Source organism: Pseudomonas sp. MWU12-2345 (genome assembly GCF_023242385.1).
GTDB classification, from domain to species: Bacteria; Pseudomonadota; Gammaproteobacteria; order Pseudomonadales; family Pseudomonadaceae; genus Aquipseudomonas; species Aquipseudomonas gingeri_D.
Genome location: NZ_JALLJA010000001.1, coordinates 102,079 through 124,938, shown reverse-complemented (window position 1 = coordinate 124,938; position 22,860 = coordinate 102,079). Strand labels below are relative to the sequence as shown.

General features: G+C 60.7%; 21 protein-coding genes. 11 read left to right on the top strand and 10 right to left on the bottom strand.

Annotated features, from left to right (window positions below):
* Window positions 1–96: 96 nt before the first annotated feature.
* Together M5C71_RS00560 and M5C71_RS00555 are read left to right on the top strand one after the other, a co-directional pair.
* Window positions 97–999: a LysR family transcriptional regulator gene (locus M5C71_RS00560; RefSeq protein WP_248767004.1), complete on the top strand. Its 903-nt coding sequence runs from the start codon at window positions 97–99 to the stop codon at window positions 997–999.
* A 348-nt stretch (window positions 1,000–1,347) separates the two neighbouring features.
* Window positions 1,348–3,720: an EAL domain-containing protein gene (locus M5C71_RS00555; RefSeq protein WP_248767003.1), complete on the top strand. Its 2,373-nt coding sequence runs from the start codon at window positions 1,348–1,350 to the stop codon at window positions 3,718–3,720.
* Window positions 3,721–3,724: 4 nt separating this feature from the next.
* Here M5C71_RS00555 and M5C71_RS00550 read toward each other — a convergent pair whose 3' ends face one another.
* The 3 genes from M5C71_RS00550 to M5C71_RS00540 form a co-directional block, all read right to left on the bottom strand.
* Window positions 3,725–4,174, bottom strand: coding sequence for a substrate-binding domain-containing protein (locus M5C71_RS00550; protein WP_248767002.1), 450 nt, complete (start codon window positions 4,172–4,174; stop codon window positions 3,725–3,727).
* Window positions 4,174–5,412 (bottom strand): porin, encoded by a 1,239-nt coding sequence (locus tag M5C71_RS00545; protein ID WP_103494360.1) that lies wholly within the window; start codon window positions 5,410–5,412, stop codon window positions 4,174–4,176. The genes M5C71_RS00550 and M5C71_RS00545 overlap by 1 nt, the downstream gene beginning before the upstream one ends.
* A gap of 193 nt (window positions 5,413–5,605) precedes the next feature.
* On the bottom strand, window positions 5,606–7,495 hold the full coding sequence (locus tag M5C71_RS00540) for an ATP-binding protein (RefSeq protein ID WP_248767001.1): 1,890 nt from the start codon (window positions 7,493–7,495) through the stop codon (window positions 5,606–5,608).
* A gap of 294 nt (window positions 7,496–7,789) precedes the next feature.
* Here M5C71_RS00540 and M5C71_RS00535 point away from each other — a divergent pair, with 294 nt between their 5' ends.
* Genes M5C71_RS00535 through M5C71_RS00525 form a run of 3 tightly spaced genes read left to right on the top strand, consistent with a single transcriptional unit; the run spans window position 7,790 to window position 9,405 of the window.
* On the top strand, window positions 7,790–8,005 hold the full coding sequence (locus M5C71_RS00535; protein WP_100939466.1) for a 4-oxalocrotonate tautomerase family protein: 216 nt from the start codon (window positions 7,790–7,792) through the stop codon (window positions 8,003–8,005).
* On the top strand, window positions 8,002–8,652 hold the full coding sequence (locus M5C71_RS00530) for a DsbA family oxidoreductase (protein WP_248767000.1): 651 nt from the start codon (window positions 8,002–8,004) through the stop codon (window positions 8,650–8,652). The genes M5C71_RS00535 and M5C71_RS00530 overlap by 4 nt, the downstream gene beginning before the upstream one ends.
* A 42-nt stretch (window positions 8,653–8,694) precedes the next feature.
* The gene (locus M5C71_RS00525; RefSeq protein WP_248766999.1) at window positions 8,695–9,405 is read left to right on the top strand and encodes an SDR family oxidoreductase; all 711 of its coding nucleotides are present in this window, start codon (window positions 8,695–8,697) and stop codon (window positions 9,403–9,405) included.
* A gap of 72 nt (window positions 9,406–9,477) precedes the next feature.
* Here M5C71_RS00525 and M5C71_RS00520 read toward each other — a convergent pair whose 3' ends face one another.
* Window positions 9,478–10,314 (bottom strand): alpha/beta hydrolase, encoded by an 837-nt coding sequence (locus M5C71_RS00520; protein WP_248767473.1) that lies wholly within the window; start codon window positions 10,312–10,314, stop codon window positions 9,478–9,480.
* Window positions 10,315–10,463: 149 nt separating this feature from the next.
* Window positions 10,464–11,357 (bottom strand): LysR family transcriptional regulator, encoded by an 894-nt coding sequence (locus tag M5C71_RS00515; protein WP_248745804.1) that lies wholly within the window; start codon window positions 11,355–11,357, stop codon window positions 10,464–10,466.
* A 105-nt stretch (window positions 11,358–11,462) separates the two neighbouring features.
* Between M5C71_RS00515 and M5C71_RS00510 the strand changes: the two genes are divergently transcribed.
* From M5C71_RS00510 to M5C71_RS00495, 4 genes are all read left to right on the top strand, one after another.
* Complete coding sequence (locus M5C71_RS00510) at window positions 11,463–12,131, top strand: RraA family protein (protein WP_248766998.1); 669 nt, start codon at window positions 11,463–11,465, stop codon at window positions 12,129–12,131.
* Window positions 12,128–12,790, top strand: a complete 663-nt coding sequence (locus M5C71_RS00505) for an RraA family protein (RefSeq protein ID WP_248766997.1) — start codon at window positions 12,128–12,130, stop codon at window positions 12,788–12,790. The genes M5C71_RS00510 and M5C71_RS00505 overlap by 4 nt, the downstream gene beginning before the upstream one ends.
* Window positions 12,787–14,055 carry a pyridoxal phosphate-dependent aminotransferase gene (locus tag M5C71_RS00500; protein WP_248766996.1) on the top strand — a complete coding sequence of 423 codons (1,269 nt, stop codon included), beginning with the start codon at window positions 12,787–12,789 and terminating at the stop codon, window positions 14,053–14,055. The genes M5C71_RS00505 and M5C71_RS00500 overlap by 4 nt, the downstream gene beginning before the upstream one ends.
* Before the next feature lie 189 nt (window positions 14,056–14,244).
* Entirely contained in the window at window positions 14,245–14,787 is a 543-nt protein-coding gene (locus tag M5C71_RS00495; protein ID WP_177099253.1) for an Hsp20/alpha crystallin family protein, read from the top strand.
* A gap of 155 nt (window positions 14,788–14,942) precedes the next feature.
* On the opposite strand, the gene M5C71_RS00490 is transcribed toward M5C71_RS00495, so the two are convergent.
* Entirely contained in the window at window positions 14,943–15,197 is a 255-nt protein-coding gene (locus tag M5C71_RS00490; RefSeq protein WP_248766995.1) for an Lpp/OprI family alanine-zipper lipoprotein, read from the bottom strand.
* 303 nt (window positions 15,198–15,500) lie between these two features.
* Between M5C71_RS00490 and ftsH the strand changes: the two genes are divergently transcribed.
* Both ftsH and M5C71_RS00480 read left to right on the top strand, forming a co-directional pair.
* Window positions 15,501–17,387 carry an ATP-dependent zinc metalloprotease FtsH gene (gene ftsH, locus M5C71_RS00485; protein ID WP_248766994.1) on the top strand — a complete coding sequence of 629 codons (1,887 nt, stop codon included), beginning with the start codon at window positions 15,501–15,503 and terminating at the stop codon, window positions 17,385–17,387.
* Window positions 17,388–17,444: 57 nt separating this feature from the next.
* Entirely contained in the window at window positions 17,445–18,482 is a 1,038-nt protein-coding gene (locus tag M5C71_RS00480) for a zinc-dependent alcohol dehydrogenase family protein (RefSeq protein ID WP_248766993.1), read from the top strand.
* On the opposite strand, the gene M5C71_RS00475 is transcribed toward M5C71_RS00480, so the two are convergent.
* Genes M5C71_RS00475 through M5C71_RS00460 form a run of 4 tightly spaced genes read right to left on the bottom strand, consistent with a single transcriptional unit; the run spans window position 18,472 to window position 22,707 of the window.
* Window positions 18,472–19,614, bottom strand: a complete 1,143-nt coding sequence (locus tag M5C71_RS00475) for an ABC transporter permease (protein ID WP_152740861.1) — start codon at window positions 19,612–19,614, stop codon at window positions 18,472–18,474. The genes M5C71_RS00480 and M5C71_RS00475 overlap by 11 nt on opposite strands.
* A complete protein-coding gene (locus M5C71_RS00470) occupies window positions 19,611–21,104 on the bottom strand; it encodes an efflux transporter outer membrane subunit (RefSeq protein WP_248766992.1) in 1,494 nt (497 codons plus the stop codon). The genes M5C71_RS00475 and M5C71_RS00470 overlap by 4 nt, the downstream gene beginning before the upstream one ends.
* Window positions 21,104–21,991 carry an efflux RND transporter periplasmic adaptor subunit gene (locus tag M5C71_RS00465; protein ID WP_152740859.1) on the bottom strand — a complete coding sequence of 296 codons (888 nt, stop codon included), beginning with the start codon at window positions 21,989–21,991 and terminating at the stop codon, window positions 21,104–21,106. The genes M5C71_RS00470 and M5C71_RS00465 overlap by 1 nt, the downstream gene beginning before the upstream one ends.
* Entirely contained in the window at window positions 21,988–22,707 is a 720-nt protein-coding gene (locus M5C71_RS00460) for an ABC transporter ATP-binding protein (protein WP_248766991.1), read from the bottom strand. Before M5C71_RS00460 ends, M5C71_RS00465 begins: the two co-directional genes overlap by 4 nt.
* Window positions 22,708–22,860: the final 153 nt, after the last annotated feature.

Below are 22,860 nucleotides of genomic sequence, written 5' to 3'. Positions count from 1 at the left end.
GTACTTGTGACAGGGATAATCGACACAAACCCGGCAGATGAAAATTTCATATTTCGCCACTATCCTTTCCAAACTGGAAAGCCTTGGACTCCTTTGATGATCAATCCCCTGCATTTCGACCTGCTGTCCTTGCGCCTGCTGATCTTCGCCGCCGAGGCCGGCAACCTGACCCGCGCCGCCGACAAGGCCAATATGACGGTCTCGGCGGCCAGCAAGCGCCTGGCCGAGCTGGAGCGCACGACCCAGTGTCCGTTGTTCGTGCGGTTGCCGAGGGGGCTTGAACTGACGGCGGCGGGACAAGGGATGGTCGAGCACGCCAGGACGATTCTTGAAGGGGTCAACCGCATGGCCTCTGATGCCAGTGATTACTCGGTGGGCGTGCGCGGGCATATACGGCTATTCGCCAACACCTCGGCGGTGGTCCAGTTCCTGCCGGGTGACCTGACGCTGTTCCTGCACGCCAACCCCCACGTGCGTATCGGACTGGAAGAAGCTCTCAGCGAACCGATCATTCAAGCCGTGGAGAACGGACGCGCCGATATCGGTATTTTTGCCGATAACGTGCCGGCCGAGGGGCTCTACACACTGCCCTATCGCAACGATCGCCTGGTGCTGCTGGTGCCTGTCGGCCATGAGCTGGCCAATGCGGGCCGTGTGTCCTTCACGGACACGCTCGGCTTCGATTACGTAGCGCTCAATCAGGGCAGCTCGCTGCTGCGCCGGATCAACGATGCCGCCGTGAGCGCGGGCAAGGTCCTCAAGGTACGCATTCAGGTCAGCAGCTTCGACGGTATCTGCCGCATGATCGAAGCGGGTTTGGGGATCGGGATATTGCCGTTGCAGGCGGTACGGAGCGAACTGCTCGGCACTCGCCTGATAGCCGTCGACCTGAGCGATGACTGGGCCCGGCGCACCTTGTTTGTCGGGGTCAAGGACGCAGCGCAACTGGCCCCGGAGGCGGCCAAGTTGTTTGAGTATCTGAGCAGCGCAGAAAGGTAAACCGCCGGTCGTGCTGGAGAAGTAAGCGCGCGCCCACAAAAATGCCACTCAACCGGGTGGCGTTTGTGCTGACGACCGGTGCCAGAACGCAGACGCTGGGCGCTCCCGCCAGAACGGCGGCATTCGCATTGGCCACGGACCTGCTTGCCGGTATTGAGGATTCAGAGAAGGGATAGATCGAATATCCCGGAGTGTCCCTCGGAAGGCAGGTGTCTTTTGTGGTCTATAGTTCCTACCGGATCAGTTGATAATCTCTTTCGCACGGACGCTACAAGGCCCCGTCCTCGAGCCATCACCCCGTCGGATGCCCGCTAGCCTAGAGTGTTGCTACAACGCAGGGAGCACAGCATGTCGATCCAACGGACAAACGGACTGAGGTCGGCTTCCGGTAGCGCAACGCCCGTCGCCCCCCCTTCCGAGCCCCGTGGCAGCCTGTTCCGGCGAGTTCTGGAACCGATCAAGGAAGCCTACATTTTATTCCCGCTGCTGGCCGCCCTGCTGGTGCTGGCCATCTGGTCGGCCACCCTCTACCTGATCAAGATCGAACAGACCCGGGCCCAGCGCAACGCAGCCACCACCAGCCTGGAGATCAGCGCTACCTACGAAGCGCAGATGTTGCGCGCCGTTCGTGAAATTGACCAAACCCTCAAGCTGGTCAAATACACCTATGAGACCGAGGGTGAGCGTAATCCCCTGCCCAGACTCAAGGAACGGGCCTTGTTGCCGCCAGCTCTGTTGTTTGACGTCAGCGTGGTCACTCCGGACGGTGAACCCGTGGCGAGTACTCGCGCCAACGAAGCGGGAAATATCACCGAACCGGATGAACAACAGACGCTGCGGCACAACGATACGCTGTTGATCAGTCGCCCCTGGAAAAATCCGCTGACGGGGGAATGGCGATTGCGCTTCAGCCGTCGGCTCAATGCAGCGAACGGCGCGTTCTCGGGCATTGCCCGGGTCGAAGTCGATGCGGCTTATTTCGTCAGCAGTTATGACGACTCGAAACTCGGCGAGCGGGGCGTACTCGGACTCCTGGGCACCGATGGCATCTTCCGGGTACGCCGCAGCGGAGAGTCGGTGCTGGCCGGCGATGCCGTCGACTACGCGACACTGGCGCCCAATACCGAGGACACCCAGGCGCGGCTCTCGACCAATGCCTGGGATGGCGTGCAACGCTACACCAGTGTCCGCCAGCTGTATGACTTTCCCCTGGCGGTGATTGTCGGGTTATCCGCCGAAGAACGCCTGGCCGCCGTGACCCGGCAAGCGCAGACCTACCTGTGGCGAGCCGCCGCCGGCAGTCTGCTGCTGGTGCTTCTGGCCGGCCTGCTGAGCCGCATGAACTGGCAGCTGGCGCAAAGTCGCTTGCGCGCCGCCGAAGACAAGGTCGCCTATGCCGAGCGCGTCGAGTACCTCGCCTACCACGACGGTCTCACGGCGCTGCCCAATCGCAGCCTGTTCAGCAAACTGTTGAGCCAGAACATCAGTGAAGCGCGCCGTGATCATCGGCAACTGGCGGTGCTGTTCCTCGACCTCGACCGCTTCAAACACATCAACGATACGCTGGGCCACCATGCCGGCGACCAACTGCTGCAGGAAGTCGCGGGCCGCCTCACGGCCTGCCTGCGCGCCAGCGATACCGTCGCCCGCCTGGGTGGCGACGAATTCGTGGTCCTGCTACCGGAGCTGTCCGAGGCCAAATATGTGGCGGACACCGCGCAGAAAATCCTCTCGGCCATCGCCAAGCCTTTCAAGCTTCAAGGACAAGAGTTCCGGGTAACCGCCAGCGTCGGCATCAGCCTCTATGCGCAAGATGGCCTGGACGAGCAGACGCTGACCAAACATGCCGATATCGCCATGTATCAGGCCAAGCAACAGGGTAAAAACAACTTCCAGTTCTACTCCGAGAAACTCAACGCCGAGTCGCTGGAACGCTTGACCCTGGAACTCGGCTTGCGCCATGCATTGGAACGTAACGAGTTCCGGCTTCACTATCAGGCCAAACGCGATATCCGTAGCGGCCGGATCACCGGCATGGAGGCCCTGTTACGCTGGGAACACCCGGACCTGGGGCTGATAGCCCCCATGCAGTTTATCCCCGTTGCCGAGGAAACCGGTTTGATCGTGCCCATCGGCAAGTGGGTGCTGAGAACGGCCTGCCTGCAAAACATCGCCTGGCAACGGCAGGGGCTGCCGCATCTGGGGGTTGCCGTGAACCTGACGGCCCGGCAGTTTGTCGATGACAATCTGCTCACCGACCTCGCCACGATACTGACAGAGACCGGCATGGAGCCCGGCCTGCTGGAACTGGAGATCGCCGAGAGCCTGCTCATGCAGGATGTCAAAAGAGCGCTGCAGGTGTTGAACGGCCTGAAAAAGCTGAAGATCCGGATCGCCATCGATGATTTCGGGATTGGCTACTCTTCGCTCTCGGCACTCAAGCAGTTTCCACTCGACTCAATCAAGATCGATCGCTCGTTTATCCGTGACGTCACCAGCGTGGCGGAAGACAAGGCCCTGACCGAGGCCATTATCGCAATGGGTCGAACCCTCAGCCTGACCGTGGTGGCCCAAGGCGTGGAAACCCGCGAACAGGCCGATTTCCTGCGGGACAACGCCTGCGACGAATTCCAGGGTTTCTACTTCAACAAGCCGGTGCCCGCCGATCAGTTCGGGGTCTTGCTCCAGGCACAGGCAGCCAACAAGACCCTCGGCAGGTAACCCCTCATTGCGGGTCGGGAGGAAGCGCCCTGACGCTGGCATCCACTTCACGGGACTCGATATAGCCGATACTGTCGGGATTCCCGGCAATCCGTTTCTTCACTTCCGCGCTATTGGCTACCGCTTCCGGCGGCTGGCCCCTGCCGGTAAAAATGATTTTCGACCAGTGCGCCTTGAGCTGCGCGGCCGACTTGCCGGTGAAGCTGGTGTAGAACTCATCACGGGTTGCGGAGCCTTCCGTCTGGTCGATCGGAGTGACCGGCTTGCCGCTGGGGAAACGATTGGTCTTGCCCAGGAAGATGTCCGCCACCTGATTGCGCGTCAACGCCTGCACCGGGCTGGCAGCGGCGACAACCACCACCACATCGGCCATGGCAAGCGTGCTGCCCAGGCACAGGGCGAACCCTGCCAGCGTGCAACCGGCACGTTTGAGACACCGCAGGATCGGCGCCATCAGAAGACAAAATCGACAGCGAGGCTGAGCAGATTGAACGAGCCTCCCGGCTCATAGCCCGGCTGGAGATTGACCAACGGACCACTGGCGTTACTGTCTAAACGCGTGTGATCGTACTGCAGTTTGGCGTCCATATTCTTCGTGAAGTCCCAGCGCATGCCGACGGACAGGGTCTGCTGGCCGCTGCCCGATGCCAGTTGGGTGTTGAGTGCGCCGTTAAGGCCAGCCGCGACGCTCGCGAGGTCTGGCGATAAACCCGATGTCGTCAGACCCGCGCTGGACGTTTCGCTGACCGTCTTGGAGCGGGCGTAGGTGACATAGGGTGTGAAGGTGTCAATTCTATAGCCACTGCTGACATACCAGGCGTTTATCGTCCCTATTGCCGAATGGCTGTCGATATGCCCCCATTCGCCCATGACGAACCACTTGCCTGGATCATAGATGGCCCCCACGCCGATAAACTCAAAGGGCTTGCCCTTGACATCATAACGGTCGGCTATCGCATTGCCTTGCGCACCGAAGTCCCTGAAACCGTCGAACAGTGGATTGAACGACTCCACGGTCACGTGGGTTTTCTGGTAGGTGACGCGGGTGGTCAAGTCCCCGTATTCAGTCAAATTGGAAATGCCCCACGCGTCCCTGCTCAAGGTCCTGCCGGTGTTGGCGGGCATCCGGAAATCGCCCTGGCCGACATTGCCCTGCACGGTATTGGTCAGGTCACCGAAGTGCAGCCGGTAGCTGAGGTCAAGGCCATCGGTGCTGGTGACCGGTATCAGGCTATAGACCTCTCCCGGCGGGCGTACCCATGGCAGGGTGTAACCCACTTTGCGGCTGTCGGAGAGCAGGAAAGCCGGCTGCACCGTGCGACCGGCGCGCAGGCTGAAATCGGGCGTGAACTGGTATTTGAAGTTCGCCCATTCGAGGGTGGGACGGTAGCTGTTGTCGTAATTCTGCTCCGAGATGACCTGCACCACGGCCGAGAGCTGCCGGGTAAAGTTGGCCGTTACCTGGGCGCCGATCAGGCTGTCGACATCCGCATCCCAGCTACGGGTGTGACCGGCACCGTTGGGTTTGTAGATGCTGGAGGTGAAGTCGGCGTTTTTTTCGCTGGAGTGAACAATACCCGCAGTGCCGAAACTGCTCAGGGAAAACGTGGGCATCGTGGCGTCGTCGGCCTTCACGGTGGCGGTATATAACGTCATCACGGCCAAGGCCAGCGTATTGAGTGCGAGCCTCATGGGTTCAATGCAACCACAACAGGGGATGCGAATACATCCGGGCACGCTTTCGCTCGGGAACACGCTTGGCGATTGACTGATGAAGTGTCGAGGAGGACTGCGGCCATTCGTTCTATTCCTTGTAACGTTGGCTCAATAAAATCCAGCGATACCACGAGCAAAATTGTAGACGACAAAACCCCATACGCCCGGGTTATGCAGCCGCTGCCGGGCTCGAAACCTGGCTGGGCAGTTCCAGGGTGAAGATTGCCCCTTGTCCCGGCCCGTCACTGTGGACCTTCAATGCCCCGCCCATCTCCATGGCCGCCAGGATGCAGCTGTGCAATCCGAAACCATGGCCGTCTTTGCGCGTGGTGAATCCGTGGGCAAAAATCCGTGTCAGATTCTCCTCGGCAATCCCCTCGCCATTGTCGATCACCTTGATGACCAGGGTCTGCTCCGGCAGCATCTCGGTATGCAGGGTAATCAGCGGAGGTCGATCGGCTGGATTGTCCATCGCGCCGCCGGCATTTTTTATCAGGTTGACCAGGATCATCAGCAAGCGGTGCTTGTCCAGTTGCAAACAGGGCGTTTCGGCAAACTCTTTCACCACGGTGACCTGGCGGGCAGCGAGGAAACTGGCATTCATGCGCAGGGCATCCTCGATCAACTGCGGTACCTGTACGGCCTCGGCAAGACTGGATGCCCCTGAATAAGACTGCTGGGCCGCGACGATTTCCTTGATGTGATCGATGCTCTGGGTCAATTGATCGAGTTCGTCGGTCATGCTCTTTTGTTCGAGCGCCAAAGCGTCCACCAACTGGTTCAGATAGCCCGGAAGCAGCTTGCCTTTCTCGTCCTGGGAGATGAAGTGACCCAGATCCTCGGCATGCTCGTTCATCAACTGCACCGCTTTGCTCAGCCCCAGGGCTTTGCTGGTGCGCAACTTGCGGGTAACCACTTCGGCGGAGACATTCACGCTATTGAGCACATTGCCCACGTTATGCAGGACATTGGTGGCGATTTCCGCCATCCCGGCCTGACGCGCAATGGCGACCAGCTGGGCCTGGGCTTCGGCCGTGCGCAAGCGGCTTTGCGCGAGCTGCCAGCTCATCCGGCTCAGCAGGCCGACCAGCAACACCAGCAGCAGGCTGCCGCCCGCGGCCCGCCACAAATAGGTATGCGCCTGACCGGTCACCGTGGCCAGTTGTTCTTCTTCAGACAGCCCGACGATCACTGCCAGGGGCAGGTCATAGAGCTGACGGGCGCTGGTGTAGCGGCGCACGCCGTCCCAGGTATTGGTCGCCAACAGCGCTTGGGTGTCATCGGTGTCCGGGACCAACGCCGCATAATCCACCGCATCGCCGGCCAGCACCGCATCGCCGCTTCGGCGTACCCGAAAAATGCCGTCGGTACCCAACAAACCAAGGACGCCATGGTCGCCGAGTTTCGAGGCGTCATAGCTGCTGACAAAATAGGCCGCATCGACCTCGACCCGGGCGATGCCCGAAAACCCACCGTCCGGCGCATTCAGCCGGCGGCTGAAACGCAGCCGCCATTCTCCCGTCTGCGGTTTTTTCCAGGCGTGACTGATCAACAGTGTGTCGTCGTGCTGCAGTGCCTGTTGCTCATCCCGGTCCGAAATGGCTTCCGTATCGTTGGCCCGCGTACTCGCCACCAGCCCGCCGTCCGGGTTGACCACACTGACGTCAAACAACAGGGGCGGCGGCAATAACGCCCGCTCCTTGAGCCTGGGCAGTGGATTACGCTCGCCTTCGGCCTCATAGGTGTATTTGACCAGCTTGAGGGTTTGATCGATTTCGTGGACGGCACGCAACATCTGGGCCTCGTAGGTGGCACCGATCTCCAGGCTGGCCGTGCTTGCCCCGCGCTGCGCCCGTGCCAGCTCACTGCTGATGAGGTGCAGCGTTGCCGTCCAGATGACCAGCAAAAGGACAGCGGCCAGCAGCGGAAACAGGATATAGGCTTCCTTGACCTGATCGAGCCCACGCTGGAAAAAACTGCGGGTGGTCCTGGCAATGGCGGCCGCAGACCTGGCAATAGTGGGAGCCGACCTCAGTCCGTCTGGTCGTTGGATCGACATGCTGTGCTCCCTGCGTTGTACCAACACTTCTAGGCTAGAGGGCATCCGCCGGGGTTATGGCCCAAGGAGCGGGCTGGAGCTCCTTGTAGCGTCCGTGCGAAAGAGATTATCAACTGATCCGATAAGGACTATAGATCACAAACCGGGTAAGCGAACCCGCCGATCAAGCGCAAAACTCATTACACCACCTCACTAATGATGTTCTTGACCCCACCTTTATCCGAGTTTAACAACCCAATAAATTGCTCCCACTGCCTGCCATCATGCCGATGGGCAGGTCACTGGAGACTTGTCATGCCTTTTGTCAGCGTGCGCATAACCCGCGATGGCGTTACCTCGGAGCAGAAAGCCCAGGTGATTGCCGAAATCACTGAAACCCTGCAACGGGTGCTCAACAAGCGCCCGGACCTGACCCACATCGTGATCGAGGAAGTCGACACCGATAACTGGGGTTACGCCGGCATCAGCACCACCCAATACCGCCAGCAACTGGCGCAGAACCCGTCATGAACGCGCCCGTCAAGCTCGACTTCATCTCCGATGTGGTCTGCCCCTGGTGCGCCCTGGGCGTGACGGCCCTGGAACAGGCCATCGCCAACCTGGCCGATGAAGTCTCGGTCGAGTTGACCTTCAAACCCTTCGAACTGAACCCGGACATGCCGGCCGAAGGCGAGCACGCGGTCCGGCACATGATGCGCAAATACGGCCGCAGCGCCGAAGAAGTCGCCGCCGGCAAGCAGATGTTGATGACCCGGGGCGAGGCCATCGGTTTTCAGTTCGACCTGGAAAAACGCAGCCATTTCTACAACACCTTCGATGCCCACCGCCTGTTGCTCTGGGCCTTGCAGGAAGGTCGGCAGCTCGAACTGAAGCGAGCCTTGCTGCGCGCCTATTTCAGCGACGGGCAGAACCCGAGCGACCGCGAAACCCTGGTGCGTCTGGCAACCGAAGCGGGACTGCAGGCGGCGCCTGCCCGTGAAATGCTGGCCAGCGACGCGTTCGCCGACGAAGTCCGTGAACTCGAGGCTTTCTACCGCGCACGCGGCATCAACTCGGTGCCGGCCATGATCCTCAACGGCCGTCATCTGGTGTCCGGCTCACAGTCGGTCGAGTACTACGAACAGATGCTGCGGGAAATCGCCTCCGCCACTGCTTGATTGATCACGCCCTACCCCCTTACTTTCCATCGAGGTTTCATCATGAGCCATGCAAAAAAAGTCGTTGTGATTACTGGCGCTTCCCAAGGGATCGGCGCGGCGCTGGTCAAGGCCTACCGTGATCTCGATTACCGGGTGGTTGCCACAGCCCGCTCGGTCAAGCCGTCCACAGACCCGGACATCCTCACCGTCGCCGGTGACATTGCCGACCCGGCCACCGCCGAGCGCGTCATCCGTGAAGGTGTCGCCCGTTTTGGTCGTATCGACAGCCTGATCAACAACGCCGGGGTCTTTATCGCCAAGCCGTTCACCGGCTACACCCACGAAGACTATGCCAACGTGCTGGCGGTGAACCTGAATGGTTTCTTCTACATCAGCCAGCTGGCGATTACCGAAATGGAGAAACAAGGCAAGGGCCATATCGTCAATGTCACCACCAGCCTGGTGGATCACGCCATCGACGGGGTGCCGTCGGTACTGGCCTCGCTGACCAAGGGTGGGCTCAATTCGGCGACCAAGTCCCTGGCCATCGAGTACGCCAAGCGCGGGATCCGGGTCAATGCGGTCAGCCCCGGGATCATCAAGACCCCGATGCATGCCGAAGAAACCCATGAGGCGCTGGGCCGCCTGCATCCGGTCGGGCGGATGGGGGAAACCAGCGATATCGTCCAGGCGATTGTCTACCTGGAGTCTGCCGGGTTTGTGACGGGTGAGATCCTGCATGTGGACGGTGGGCAGAGCGCCGGGCACTAAGCACCTGAGCTGAAGAAGAACGCCTCGACCTGCAGGATTCGGGGCGTTTTTATTGGAGGTCGACGGCCAGGCTCAATCCATGTTGGGTAAAGGACTCCGTTGGCCGGCGTTCTGAAAATCGGCAATCTGCTGCCACATCGCAAGCGGATTGGAATACATGGGAAAGTGGCCACACTGCGCGATGGGGGCCAGCCGCACGCCTTCGGCCTGGATATGCGAGAGATAGGACAACGAGGCGTTCTGTTCGCCATACATGAACATGCGCGGACATTTCAGGCCGAGAAATTTGCCCATCAGGTCAGCGTTATCGGAAAGCTCGACCATTGACTGGAAGATCCCACGCACCGCGCCGGCCCGCACCTTGTGTCGCAAGCTGGCCGAATATAGCGCGCTGGCATACGCCGGAGCCTGGCGGGTACGCTCGATAAACGCGGCAAAAAAAACCTCGGGATCGTCCGCCGGATAATCGACGATCTGTCGGCTGAGAAAGCAGTCTTCCGGGGCAATATTGCCCTCGATATCGACGAAGCTGAGTATCCGCTCCGGGAACTGATGGGCCAGCATCAGCGCGGTGAGTCCGCCCATGGAGTGACCGACCAGATGGAAGCGCCCGATACCGAAATGCTCCAGCACCTGCAAGGCCGTCTGCAGCAGGAAAGGGATGGAGATCCTCGATAAATCACTGCACTGGCTCTCACCGCAGCCCGGCGCGTCGTACGCGACAAAGGGATGACCGGAAAAGGCACCCTGCAGCACGATGTCGGCGTAGTCTTCCTTGGTCGAGCCAAAACCATGCAGGAAGACAATGGGTGCCAAGTCACCCTCACGATAAATGGCCGCCACGTTCAGTTGAACCCCTTCGACTGTAAGAGGGAGCTGCGTATGGGTGAATGTTTCCGGTGAGGGCACGGAAGTAACTCCTTGAACAAAAGGTTTTCGCACGGACACGAATTGCCGACGGTACGGGCGACAATCTCAAGGGAATCAGGTTTTCTGTAAATTCCTGATTCAGGAAGGTTTTCATACGCAAAACCTATCAGCCTTGAACAACACCCCGCTCACACCTTGGCCTGGAACCGGGCGACCAGCGCTTCGACCAATGGATTGGGTCGGCTGGTATTCCAGGCCATCGCGGTGGTGACCACCTGCAACTTCTGGCTCAGCGGCCGGAACACCACATTGGCGGGAGCCAGCTTTTTCAGCGACGCCGGTACCAGCGCAATACCTTGGCCATAGCTGACAAAGGCGATCTGCGACGCGACCGAACGCACTTCATGCAAGACACGCGGGGAGAAACCACTGGCCCGACAGGTCGCAATCAGGTTATCGAAATACACCGGGCTGACCTTCCGAGAAAACATCACCAAGGCTTCGTTGGCCAGACTCGACAGACTGATACGCGAACGCGAGGCCAATGGGTGATCGACGGGCAATGCCACCACCAGACGATCTTCCGTCAATGGCAGTGACCGGATCGACGCCCCCAGATCACCGTCCAGCCGGGCAAACGCCAGATCGATATCCCCGGCCTCCAGCGCCGGGACGGCTTCAACGCTGTCGATTTCCCGCACCGACACCGTGAGGTGCGGGTATTCACGCTTCAGTTGTTCGATCAGCCCCGGCAACACGTCAAACATGGCCGTTGAAATCGCGCCGATGGTCAACAGGCCCGACTGCCCCGCCACCGCCTCTTCCACGGCCAGTTCCAGACGTTCCAGTTGCTCGGCGAACTTGCGTACCGCCGGCAGGATCGCGGCCCCGACCGGGGTCAGTTTCGCACCCCGTCGCGAACGCTCGAAGAGCGTGACCTTGAGCGCTTGTTCCAGGACCTGGATCTGCTCGCTCAACGGTGGCTGGGACATGCCCAGACGCTTGGCGGCGCGGCCGAAATTCTGTTCCTCGGCAACCGCCAGGAACAACCAGAGGTGACGAATCAGACGAAAATTGATCATGGTTTATCCATAGGTTCAGCGTATCAAACGCTTCTGTGATTAGTAATATACCTATCAAACCTCCTCGCCGACACTGGGCGCCTCCGTCACCACAGGGGCTCCCCCATGACCCACAAGAGTTTGCTGGAACGCTTGGCGGCGCTGGACACCAACACCGTGTCCGATGCGCTCGATTTCCTCGGCCTGCCCGGTGCCACGGTAGGGCTACGTCCGCTGTGGAAGTGCCCGAAAATCGTCGGCCGGGCCAGTACCGTACAGCTGGCCCCCAAGTCCGATAAAACACCCACCGTGCACCTGATCACTCCGGTGGTCGAACAGATCGACAGCGACGATCGGGTGCTGGTGATTGCCGGCGGTCTCGAAGGCATTTCCTGCTGGGGCGATATCCTCGCCAATGCCGCGTCCGCCAAGCAGGTACGCGGCACGGTGATCGACGGTTTCAGTCGCGATATCGACGGCAGCGCAGCGATCGGCTACCCGGTCTACGGCCGTGGCGTCACGATGATCAGCGCGCGCAATCGTGTGGTGCAGGTCGATGCCGCCGTGACAATCAACGTGGCCGGCGTGGCCGTCAGCGAGGATGACTATGTGATCGCCGACAACTGCGGCACGGTGTTCGTCTCCACTGTCCACATCGACAAAGTGCTCGACCTTGGCGAACGCATTGCCCGTCGCCAGGACGGCATGGTCGAGGCCGTGCGCAACGGCCGCTCGGTGGCCGAGGTGATGCATGACACCCAGTTCGAAGCCATCCATGTGGAGCACAGCCGATGAGCCCGGAAGACCGCCAACTGGTCGCCCTCTTCGAGGGACTCGACACCCCGGGCGTGTCCGATGCCATGGACAAGCTCGGCCTGCCCGGCCAATGCCTCGGGATCGCGCCCCTGGGCAATTACAGCCAGGTGATCGTCGGCCCGGCGTTCACCGTGCAGTACGTCACGGCCAGCGTACCGCCCGGCACCGTGGGTGACTTTATCGAGGACGTGGCGCCCGGTGACATCGTGGTCATCGACAACGGCGGGCGCACCGACTGCACGGTCTGGGGCGACATCATGACCCAGTACGCCGGCGCACGACGGATTGCCGGCACCGTCATCGACGGTGTCTGCCGAGACGTGAACAAGGCGCTGGGCGATGGCTACCCGATCTTCAGCAAGGGCCGCTTCATGCGCACCGGCAAGGACCGCGTACAGGTTCAGTCAGTCAACCAACCGGTGTCCATCGGCAGCGCCCGGGTTTGCGCCCGCGACATAGTGGTCGCCGATGCCAACGGCGTGGTGATCGTGCCCCGTGCCCGTGCCGTCGAAGTAGCGGCCTGTGCCCGCCAGATCGAAACGGTCGAAGCCGAGATTCGCGCCCTGATCAGCCAAGGCAAAACCCTGAAAGAAGCCAGGGCCGCATTGGGTTATCACAACCTGCAGAGGAAAGTATGAGCATCGATATTCAACGCCTGAACCGGCGCCTGGCCAGCGCGCAACCTTCGGCGACCTACCGGATCATGGACCGGGTGGCGGAACGGCGGGCGCAAGGCGCAACGATCATTTCACTCTGCGCGGGCGAACCGGACTTCGATACGCCCGCGCATGTACGCGCAGCGGCCACTGATGCCATCGAACACGGCCACACCCGCTACACCCAGGTCGCCGGTGTCCGTTCGCTGCGTGAAGCGGTGGCCGCCAAGTTCCGGCGCGAGAACGGCCTGGACGTCACCTGGCAGGACACCCTGGTCTGCAACGGCGGCAAACAGGTGATCTACAACGCCCTGGCGGCCACGCTGAACGAGGGCGACCAGGTCATAGTACCCGCGCCCTACTGGGTCAGTTACCCAGAGATGGTCCAGCTGTGCGGTGGCGAAACCCGGATCGTCGTCTGTGATGCCGATACGGGTTTCAAGCTGACTGCCTCGGCACTGAATGACGCGATCACGCCGCAGACCCGCTGGCTGATCCTCAATTCGCCGTCCAACCCCACCGGCGCAGTGTACAGCCGGGAGGAGCTCCAGGCACTGGCCGAGGTATTGCTGGCCCATCCCCAGGTGCTGATCCTGGCCGATGATATCTATGAACACCTGATCTTCGACGATCAAGCCTTCCATACCCTGGCCCAGGTGGAGCCACGGCTGGCAGCGCGAACCCTGACCATGAACGGCGTCTCCAAGGCCTATGCCATGACCGGCTGGCGCATCGGCTTTGCCACCGGGCCACGCTGGTTGCTGGATGCCATGGAAAAGCTGCAAGGGCAACAGACCTCGGGGGCGAGTTCGGTTTCACAACAAGCGGCACTCGCGGCACTGGAAGGCCCCAAGGACTTCATCCAGGAAAGCCGGGCGGTTTTCCAGCGTCGTCGCGACTTGATGGTGGCACTGCTGAATGACATACCAGGACTGGAATGCGTGAGTCCGGCGGGCGCGTTCTATGCTTTTGCCTCCTGTGCCGGCCTGATTGGCAGCACCTCTCCCGCAGGGCGAGTACTGCACAACGATGAAGATATCGCCCATGCGCTGCTGGATGAAGCGGATGTCGCCGTTGTGCAGGGCAGCGCGTTCGGGTTGGGGCCTTATATCCGTATCGCCTATGCCTTGGATGACGATTCGCTGCGTCAGGCCTGCGATGCCATTCGCCAATTCTGCGGTGCCCTGGATCGATCCCGAACGGGCGCCGCCAATCCAGGTACTCGAAGCTTTTTACCCTCGGTCTGATCTAAATCAAGCCTCTCAATCCCATTCACGGTGACAGTAAATAGCCGTGTTTGTACGGCGCCGTATCGATTGGAAGTCGCAGTCGGGAAACCCGACCTTGTCAGGACTGGCGAATCGATCCCACTTTCCCGGGCAACGCAAGTGTCTTGGCGCTTGCTTCCCCCGGCTCACCCAAGAGGAGATGTGACGATGGCTAATAGCGTAAAAAAAATGCCGCTGCATAGCGAAGACAAGACCAGCCACCACCCGGTAACGACTGATCTGTGGCGCCCTCTGGAAAAACTGCGGCAACAGGTGGACCACCTGTTCGAAGACTTCACCCACGGCTCCGGACTGCCGTCCTTTGGACGTGGCCTGTTCGATGTGGAGCCGTTCTGGCGTCGGGAACTGATCACTCACGCAATGCCTGCCGTGGATATCGTCGAGAAAGACAAAAGCTTCGAAATCACCGCAGAACTTCCCGGCATGGATCAGAAAAATATTGAGATCAAACTGTCCAATGGCAGCTTGATCATCAAAGGGGAGAAGAAAGAGGACAAGGAAGAAAAAAGGAAGGGGTATCACATGACCGAGCGCCATTACGGCAGCTTCGAGCGTGTCTTCAACTTGCCGACGTCAGTCGAGGCGGAAAAGATCGAAGCCAACTTCAGCAAAGGTGTATTGAGTATCTCCTTGCCGAAGAAAGCCGACGCCATGAAGGCGGAAAAAGTCGTACCGATCAAAGGCGACTGAACAGGTAGGTACTTCGCCCCTGCCGGAATACCGGCAGGGGCTTTTTGCTGCTTGCCAATCGGCAGACGAACGCCGATATCGAACAAGCCTTGATCGACAAGGGCTGTAGGGTAAAGCAACAACCCAGCCTCCCTGGCCGGGTGGCACAACCGTCGTTACTTGCGAGCGGCTTTTTCCAGCATGCGATTGGCCCGTTCGTTGGCCTCGTCAGCCGTGCGTTGCGCCTGGGCGGCGGCAGCCATTGCCTGCTCGGCCTTGGTGTAGGCCTCATCAGCTTTTAAGCGGGCCGACGCGGCATTGTTTTCCGCGGAGTCCAGGCGCGCATCCACTTCACGAGCATGTTGATGACTGCAACCCGCGGTTGCCGCCAGCATCACGCCCAGTACTGCAACAGACAGGAACTTGTTCATGGTAATGCCCTCGGTAAGTGCACTTGAGAAATCAGATGGTCCGGAAAGTATCGGGGCTGAAGAAAACCGAACTCTGATCTTTATCAACTAACGGCGCGAATGTCGGACACAACCCTTCGCCCAAAGGGCAACACCCGTGGACCGCAGATCCAGGCATTTTTGATATAACTCAATGATTTCCCAGCCCCAAAGCGTAGAACTCGGAAGTGGCCGGTCTGTTGCGCTGCGTCATGAACGACGAACCCCAATAGCCCGGCGTTGAAAATACCGCCCTCTCCCCTCTTTGCTCCCTGGGCCAAGGTCATGAAAAAGACTCATCAGTGGAACCTGTCGTATTTCTTCATCGCCTTGTTGGCGTTTGCCGCACTGCAGATGTTCCTCGGTCAACAACACCCCGTGGAAAGCCTGCCCTACAGCCAGTTCCTCCAACTGCTGGACGCTCACAAAGTCAGTGACTTGCAAGTGGAAAAGGATCAGATCAGCGGCAAGCTGCAAGAACCCATCAATGGCCATGATCGATTCAGCACGGTACGCGTCGACCCCGCCCTGGCGACCGAACTGGCACAGTCCAATGCCACCTTCTCCGGGGTCACTGAAAACACCCTGCTCACCGGCTTGATCGGCTGGCTGCTGCCCTTTGTCATGATCATGGTGGTCTGGCACTTCCTGTTCCGCGGCATGGCCGAGAAGCAGGGCCTAGGCGGAATGATGAATGTCGGCAAGTCGCGGGCCAAGGTCTTTGTCCAGCGCGATACCGGCGTGACCTTTGCCGATGTCGCCGGTATCGACGAGGCCAAGGCCGAGCTGGTGGAAATCGTCTCCTTCCTCAAGGACAAGGAACAGTACTCGCGCCTGGGCGCCCATATTCCCAAAGGCACGCTGCTGGTCGGTCCTCCGGGGACCGGCAAGACCCTGGCGGCCAAGGCCATTGCCGGTGAAGCCGGCGTACCGTTTTTTTCCATCTCGGGGTCCGAATTCGTCGAGATGTTCGTTGGCGTCGGTGCCGCCCGGGTCCGTGACCTGTTCGAGCAGGCACGGCAGGCCGCCCCCTGCATTATTTTCATCGACGAGCTGGATGCCTTGGGCAAGGCCCGCGGTGTGGGAACCCTGGGGGGCAACGATGAAAAAGAACAGACCCTCAATCAGCTCTTGGCGGAGCTGGATGGCTTTGACCCCCGCGAAGGGGTGGTCCTGCTGGCGGCGACCAACCGCCCGGAAATTCTTGATCCCGCCCTGCTGCGCGCCGGTCGCTTTGATCGGCAGATCCTGATCGACCGTCCCGACCGCAAGGGACGCCTGGCCATTCTCAAGGTCCACCTGCAGAAAATCACCCTGGACCCCGGCACCGATGCCGAGCGAATTGCCGATATCACCACTGGTTTTACCGGGGCCGACTTGGCCAACCTGATCAATGAAGCCGCAATCGTCGCCACCCGCCGGGCAGGCTCGAGCGTCAACCTGCAGGACTTCACCAACGCGGTAGAACGCATCGTCGTGGGCCTTGAACATAAAAGCAGCCTGCTGCATCCCGAAGAACGCCTGATCGTGGCCTATCACGAGATGGGACATGCCCTGGCTGCCGCGACCCTGCCCGGGATGGACCCGGTGCACAAAGTGTCCATTATCCCCCGCGCCGCCGGCTCATTGGGCTACACCTTGCAGCGACCGACCGAAGACCACTTCCTGATCAGTTGCCAGATGCTCAAGGATCGGATTGTGGTGCTGATGGCCGGACGCGCGGCCGAATACATCGTCTATGGCCAGATCTCCACTGGCGCGGCCGACGATCTGGCACGCGCCACCGATATCGCCCGGCAGTTGATCACCCGCTTCGGCATGAGCGCCGAGCTCGGCCAGTCGGTACTGGAACGGCGGTCTTCCACCTATCTGGGTGAACATCTGCCTGGCATGGGCGAAAAAGACTACTCGGAACAGACCGCCCGGGAGATCGACCTGGGTATTCGCGTCTTGCTCGATGAAGCCTACGCACGTGCCCAGGCGCTGCTCAAGCAGCGGCGCGCCGATCTGGATAGCGGCGCCAACCTGCTGATGGAAAAGGAGACGCTCACGCCCGAGGAGTTCCCCGCCCTGATGCCGTCGGCCTGCGAAGCCCGTCATGTTATCGCCCTCACCGGCCCATCGGGTCAGGCCGTGGGCGGGACGACGCCCCTCTTCGAGCGGCACCGCTGAACAACATGGGCGGCTGATCTGGGGTCGCTGCAACATCACTGCTTCAGGAGATTCGTCATGCATGCCATGGTCCTGCACGCCCCCGGCCAGCCCCTGCAATCGGAGGAACGGCAGATTCCGCATCCCCTGCAAGGGCAACTGCTGATCAAGGTACTGGCCTGTGGCGTGTGCCGCACGGATCTGCATCTGCTGGACGGAGAACTGCCCCAGGCGGTGCTGCCCAGGGTGCCCGGGCATGAAATCGTCGGTGAAGTGATCGCTGTCGGCAGCGATGTCGCCTCCAACTGGGTCGGCCAGCGGGTCGGCGTGCCCTGGTTGGGCTGGACATGCGGGGAATGCGAATTCTGCCGCTCGGGCCGGGAAAATCTCTGCGAGCAAGCGCAATTCACCGGCTGTCATCTGGACGGCGGCTATGCGCAATACACCGTGGCCGACGCCCGATTCTGCTTTGCCCTGCCCGAAGGCATGAGCGCGACTGAAGCCGCGCCCCTGCTCTGCGCCGGCTTGATCGGCTTTCGCGCCCTGCGCCTGGCCGGCACGGCGCAACACCTGGGTCTCTACGGCTTCGGCGCGGCGGCCCATCTGGCAATCCAGGTGGCGCTGGGCCGGGGACAGCAAGTCTATGCCTTCACCCGGCCCGGAGACACCGAAGGCCAGGCTTACGCTCGTGCACTCGGCGCGACCTGGGCGGGCCCTTCGGACCAGCCGTCCCCCCATCTGCTGGATGCGAGCCTGATCTTTGCCCCGGTCGGTCCGTTGGTCCCACAAGCGCTGGCCTCCACGGTCCGCGGGGGCTGTGTGATCTGCGCCGGTATTCATATGAGCGATGTGCCAGGTTTTCCCTATCGGCTACTGTGGGGCGAACGCTGCATACGCTCGGTAGCCAATCTCACGCGCGACGACGGCACGGCATTTTTCGACGAAATCCGCCGTACACCGGTACATTGCGACGTCACGGTTTTTCCCCTGGCCGAGGCCAACCAGGCCTTGGCGCAACTCAGGGCGGGAGCGGTCAAGGGGGCAATCGTGCTGACCCCCTGGCCAGCAACCGAGCAGGATCACGATGCGCTCCAGCGAGTTGTCATCACCCTCTGAAAATATCGAAAGGCTCGATTCTCAGGACCTTGCGGATACCCACATAGCTGGAGACCCCGGCGATCAGGAGCACCATGACGAAGGCCAGCCCGAGGTTCCAGAACGTGATGATGGCCGCGTAGTTGGGCAGGTTGGAGCGCGCCACGGAGATCATCAGCGTGACCAGGCCGATGCCCAGTCCATAACCGGTCATCGCCGTGAACGTGGCCATGAACAGGATCATGTAGATCAGTTCACGGCTCTTGGCGCCAATGGCCTTGAGGGCGGCAAACTTGTCCAGGTTTTCCAGGATAAAGGTGTAGAAGGTCTGGCCGGAAATCGACAGACCGACCAGAAAGCTGATGACTGTCATCATCAGGATATTGGTGCCTACCCCGGTCTGATAGATGTAGTAATTGGCGATGCGCTGGTTGAACTCGTCCTTGGTCAGGGCGATGTACCCCAACTTCGAGACCTGTTGCTTGATCTGGCTCACGGCCGCTTCATCGCGGGGATCCAGGAGGATATAGGAGATGGTGAACCGGGTGGTCGGCAGGTATTCGATGGCGCGCCGGTAGGTGGTGTAGAGCGTCGGCACCCCGGTCAGGCCGCTGGTGAGGACCTTGGCAATGCCGACAATGGTGCCGCGATGATCATTGAGCTCGAAGGCGGTACCTATCCTTGGGTTCTCCAGCTTCGAAAACTCGGCATCGTGGACCATGATGAACGCGTTTTCGGCGTAGATATCCTCGATGGCCCCCTGCTCCAGTAACGGCCGGCCGAACAGGCTGGTGTCATCCAGGCCGATCACACTGACAGACTGGTAAGTGCCGCTGGCCAGCCGGACCTGGGCGCCGCCGATGAAAATCGGCACGGCATAGCGGACCTGGTCCATGCTGCGCACTGCATCAAGCAGGTAATCCGGCAGCGGGATGACGCTGGTCGGGGTGTTCACGGCCGGGTCCAGGATCCACATCGCCGCACCGATATTGGTCACCGTCGAGTAGGCCCGGTTGAGGATCCCGGCAAACATCGCCGTCATCTGCATCATCAGGAATACCGAAAAGGTAATACCCACCAGCAACGCGGAAAACTTGGAGCGGTCATTGACCAGGAGTTTGAAACCTATGCGCAGAATGCCGAAGTGTTTCATGGGCCGGGCCTGCTGCCGGTGGCGTCGACTCGGTTCCACCAGCCGCCCCCCAGGGCAACGAACAGGCCGACGGTGTCCTGATGACGTTGGGCAAGCGCCTGCAAATAGGCGATGTTGACCTGATGCAGTTGCACATCGGCGGCCAGCAGATCCAGATAGGTCACCAGGCCCGAGCGATAGTTGGCTTGCAACAACCGCAAGGCCTCTGCGGAGGCGGCCTGGGCTTCGGCTTGCTTTTGCAAGGCCTGGGCATCGAACTCCAGTGCCTTGAGGGTATCGGCGACCTGGGCGAAAGATTCCAGCACCACTTCCCGATAACCCGCCGCGGCCTGCTGATAGGCATCGATCGCGGCCTTGCGGCCAAACCACAGGCTGCCACCCTGGAACAGCGGGATATCGATCGACGGCCCGACACTCCAGAAACGCCCGGCACCGGCGAACAATGATCCGGGGCTTGATCCGGCAGTGCCATAGGTGCCAGTCAGGCTGAAGCTGGGAAACATCGCCGCCGTAGCCACGCCGATAGCGGCGCTGGCCTGGTGCAGCTGTGCTTCGGCGGAGAGGATGTCCGGGCGCTGGCGGACCAATACCGAAGGCAGGCTGACGGGGAGATCCTTGGGTAACGACAGCCCGCTCAACTGGATGTCCGGGAGTTTGACTTCGGACGGTACAACGCCTTCCAGGGTGGCCAGCAAATGCTCGGCCTGGCTGACTTTCTGCCGCAGGGCCGGCAACAGCGCCTCGTTGCTGGCGATCAGGCTTTGCAAGCTGAGGATCGCCGAATACGGCGTCGTACCACTGCGTACCTGCACCTGGGTGGTTTGCAACTGCTGCTTTTGCAGTTCGATCAGTTGTTCGGTGGCCTGGATCTGCGCGGCATAAGCCGCGCGAGCAATGGCGGCATTGACGACATTGGCGGTCAAGGTGAGGTAAGCCGCCTGGGTCAGCCAGGCCTGATGATCGACCTGGGCCTGCAGGCCTTCCACGGTTCGACGTTCGCCGCCGAAAATATCCAGGGTGTAGCTGATCGTGCCACTCAAGGTCACGACATTGAAGATCGAGCCCTTGGTACCCAGTCCTTGCTGGATGGGTGCGCTGCGCTCACGATCGGCGCCCGCGTGCACGTCCAGGTGCGGGTAGAAAACCCCATAGCCGGCCATGAGCGTATCCTGGCTTTGCCGCAAGCTGGCCTCGGCTGCCCGCAGGGTCATGTTGTTGGCAATCGCCTGATGGACCACCGCATCCAGCGAAGCGGACTGGAACAGCCGCCACCAGTCAGGCGCGACCTCGGCCCCCGGCAAAAAGCGCTGCGCCTGCCCTTGGGCGGCCACGGTGGCGCTGATCGGATCGCGAATATAACCCTCCTGTGCCGGGGCCGCCGGACGTGAGAAATCCGGACCGAGGGTGCAAGCGCTGGTCAGCGTCAACAAGCTGAGGACCAGCCAGCGGCCACAGGGCCGCATCGGGCGAAACACGCGCGACTGGTCCATTATTTCTGCCCTATGAAAACATCCACCAACTGCCCCGGGTACACCATCGGGAGGTCTTTTTTCTCAAAGCGGAAAATCACCGGCAAGACCCTCAGGTCGACTTTCTCCTGGCGCTGATCGGACAACTCGATTTTCGGCGAAACATAGGGCTGCACCCGCACGAACTCCAGCGGCACCTTGATCTCCGTGCCATGGATCTGCATCTGCGCGCGGATATGTTCAGGCGCCGGCAAGCGGGCAATCAGGATCTCGTCGATGTAACAGCGCACGGCCAGATGATCCTGCTCGGAACTCATGACCAGCAACGGCGTGAAACCCTCGGTGTAGGTGTTATAGGCGCCCTGGGACGACACATAGCTGCCGACGGTGCTGTTGATGGCCAACACCACCCCATTCGCGGGCGCCTTGATCGCATACTGCGCCAGCGTCGCCGCCGCGGCCTTCAACGCCGCCTGGGCCTGGGCCGCCGTGTCCCTGGCGGTATCGAGGGTATCCTTGCTGATCGACTTGGGGTCCATGCCGTAGGAGGCCAGACGCTTGTTGTACTGGTCCCGGGCAGTGCTCAGATTGGCCTGTGCCAACTCGAAATTGGCCCTGGGCACGGCATCGTCAAGGGTCACCAACGGCATCCCCAGGGTCACCTTCTGCCCCTCGTGCACCAACAGTTGCGTCACTGGCCCGGCCACCTGCGGGTAAATCACGATGTCGGAGCCGCCGGACTGTTCACTCTCGATAATGCCGTTGGCATAAATCGCGGTCTCATAGGGACTGCTCGCCGGGGCGAAGACCGGCGGCGGCGTCTGTGGAGTGCGCCCAAACAGATAGGCGGCCACCAGGCCGGCCAGGACACCGAGTACGGCCACACCGAACAGCAGACGGTTTTTCATGAGGCGACCCGTTCCAGTTCGGTGATGCGCCCGTCTTCCATGTGAATGATGCGATCGGCGTACTCGTTGATCCGCGCATCGTGGGTGACGATCAGGATGCACCGCTGCTGGTTGAGGATATGGGTCTTGACGAAGGCGATGATCATTTTCCCGGTATCGCCATCGAGGGACGCGGTCGGCTCGTCGAAGATCAGAATCTGTGGTTCGCCGACAATCGCCCGGGCAATGGCCACCCGTTGTTGTTCGCCGCCGGACAGCTTGACCGGCAGAATATCCCCGCGATCCTTGAGGCCGACCACTTCCAGGCTGCGCCGAGCCCGGACAATGGCATCGTCCCAGTCGTGATGCTGGAGAATCAGCGGAATCGCCACATTCTCGGCGGCGGTCAAGCGCGCGAAGAGGTGATAGTCCTGAAACACGAAGCCAATGTTATTGAGGCGCAGCTCGGCCAATTGGTCAGTGCCCAGGCTCCAGATATCCTGGCCATTGATGGTCACCGTGCCGGCATCGGGGCGCAGGATGCCGGAGATCATGCTGAGAAACGTGGTCTTGCCACTCCCGGAAGGACCGACGATAAACACCATCTCGCCAAACCCGGCGACCAGTGATACCTGGTTGACCGCCTGCATGCGCGCATTGCCTTCGCCAAACCATTTGCTCAGGCCGTTTGAAACGATCGCCGGATGCGTTGTAGAAACGACTGGAGTGGTACTCATGATCTCTCCTGCCCGGCAGGCCAAGGTATGGAAATGGCTACGCGGTGTTTGCCAGCCTTGGGTACATCGGTTGTGACGGCGCGCTTTCCCGGGGCTCCGTTGGAAACTCTAGAGGGTGTGGCAAGTATCTGGCGCCCTTGCCAATGCCCCCTG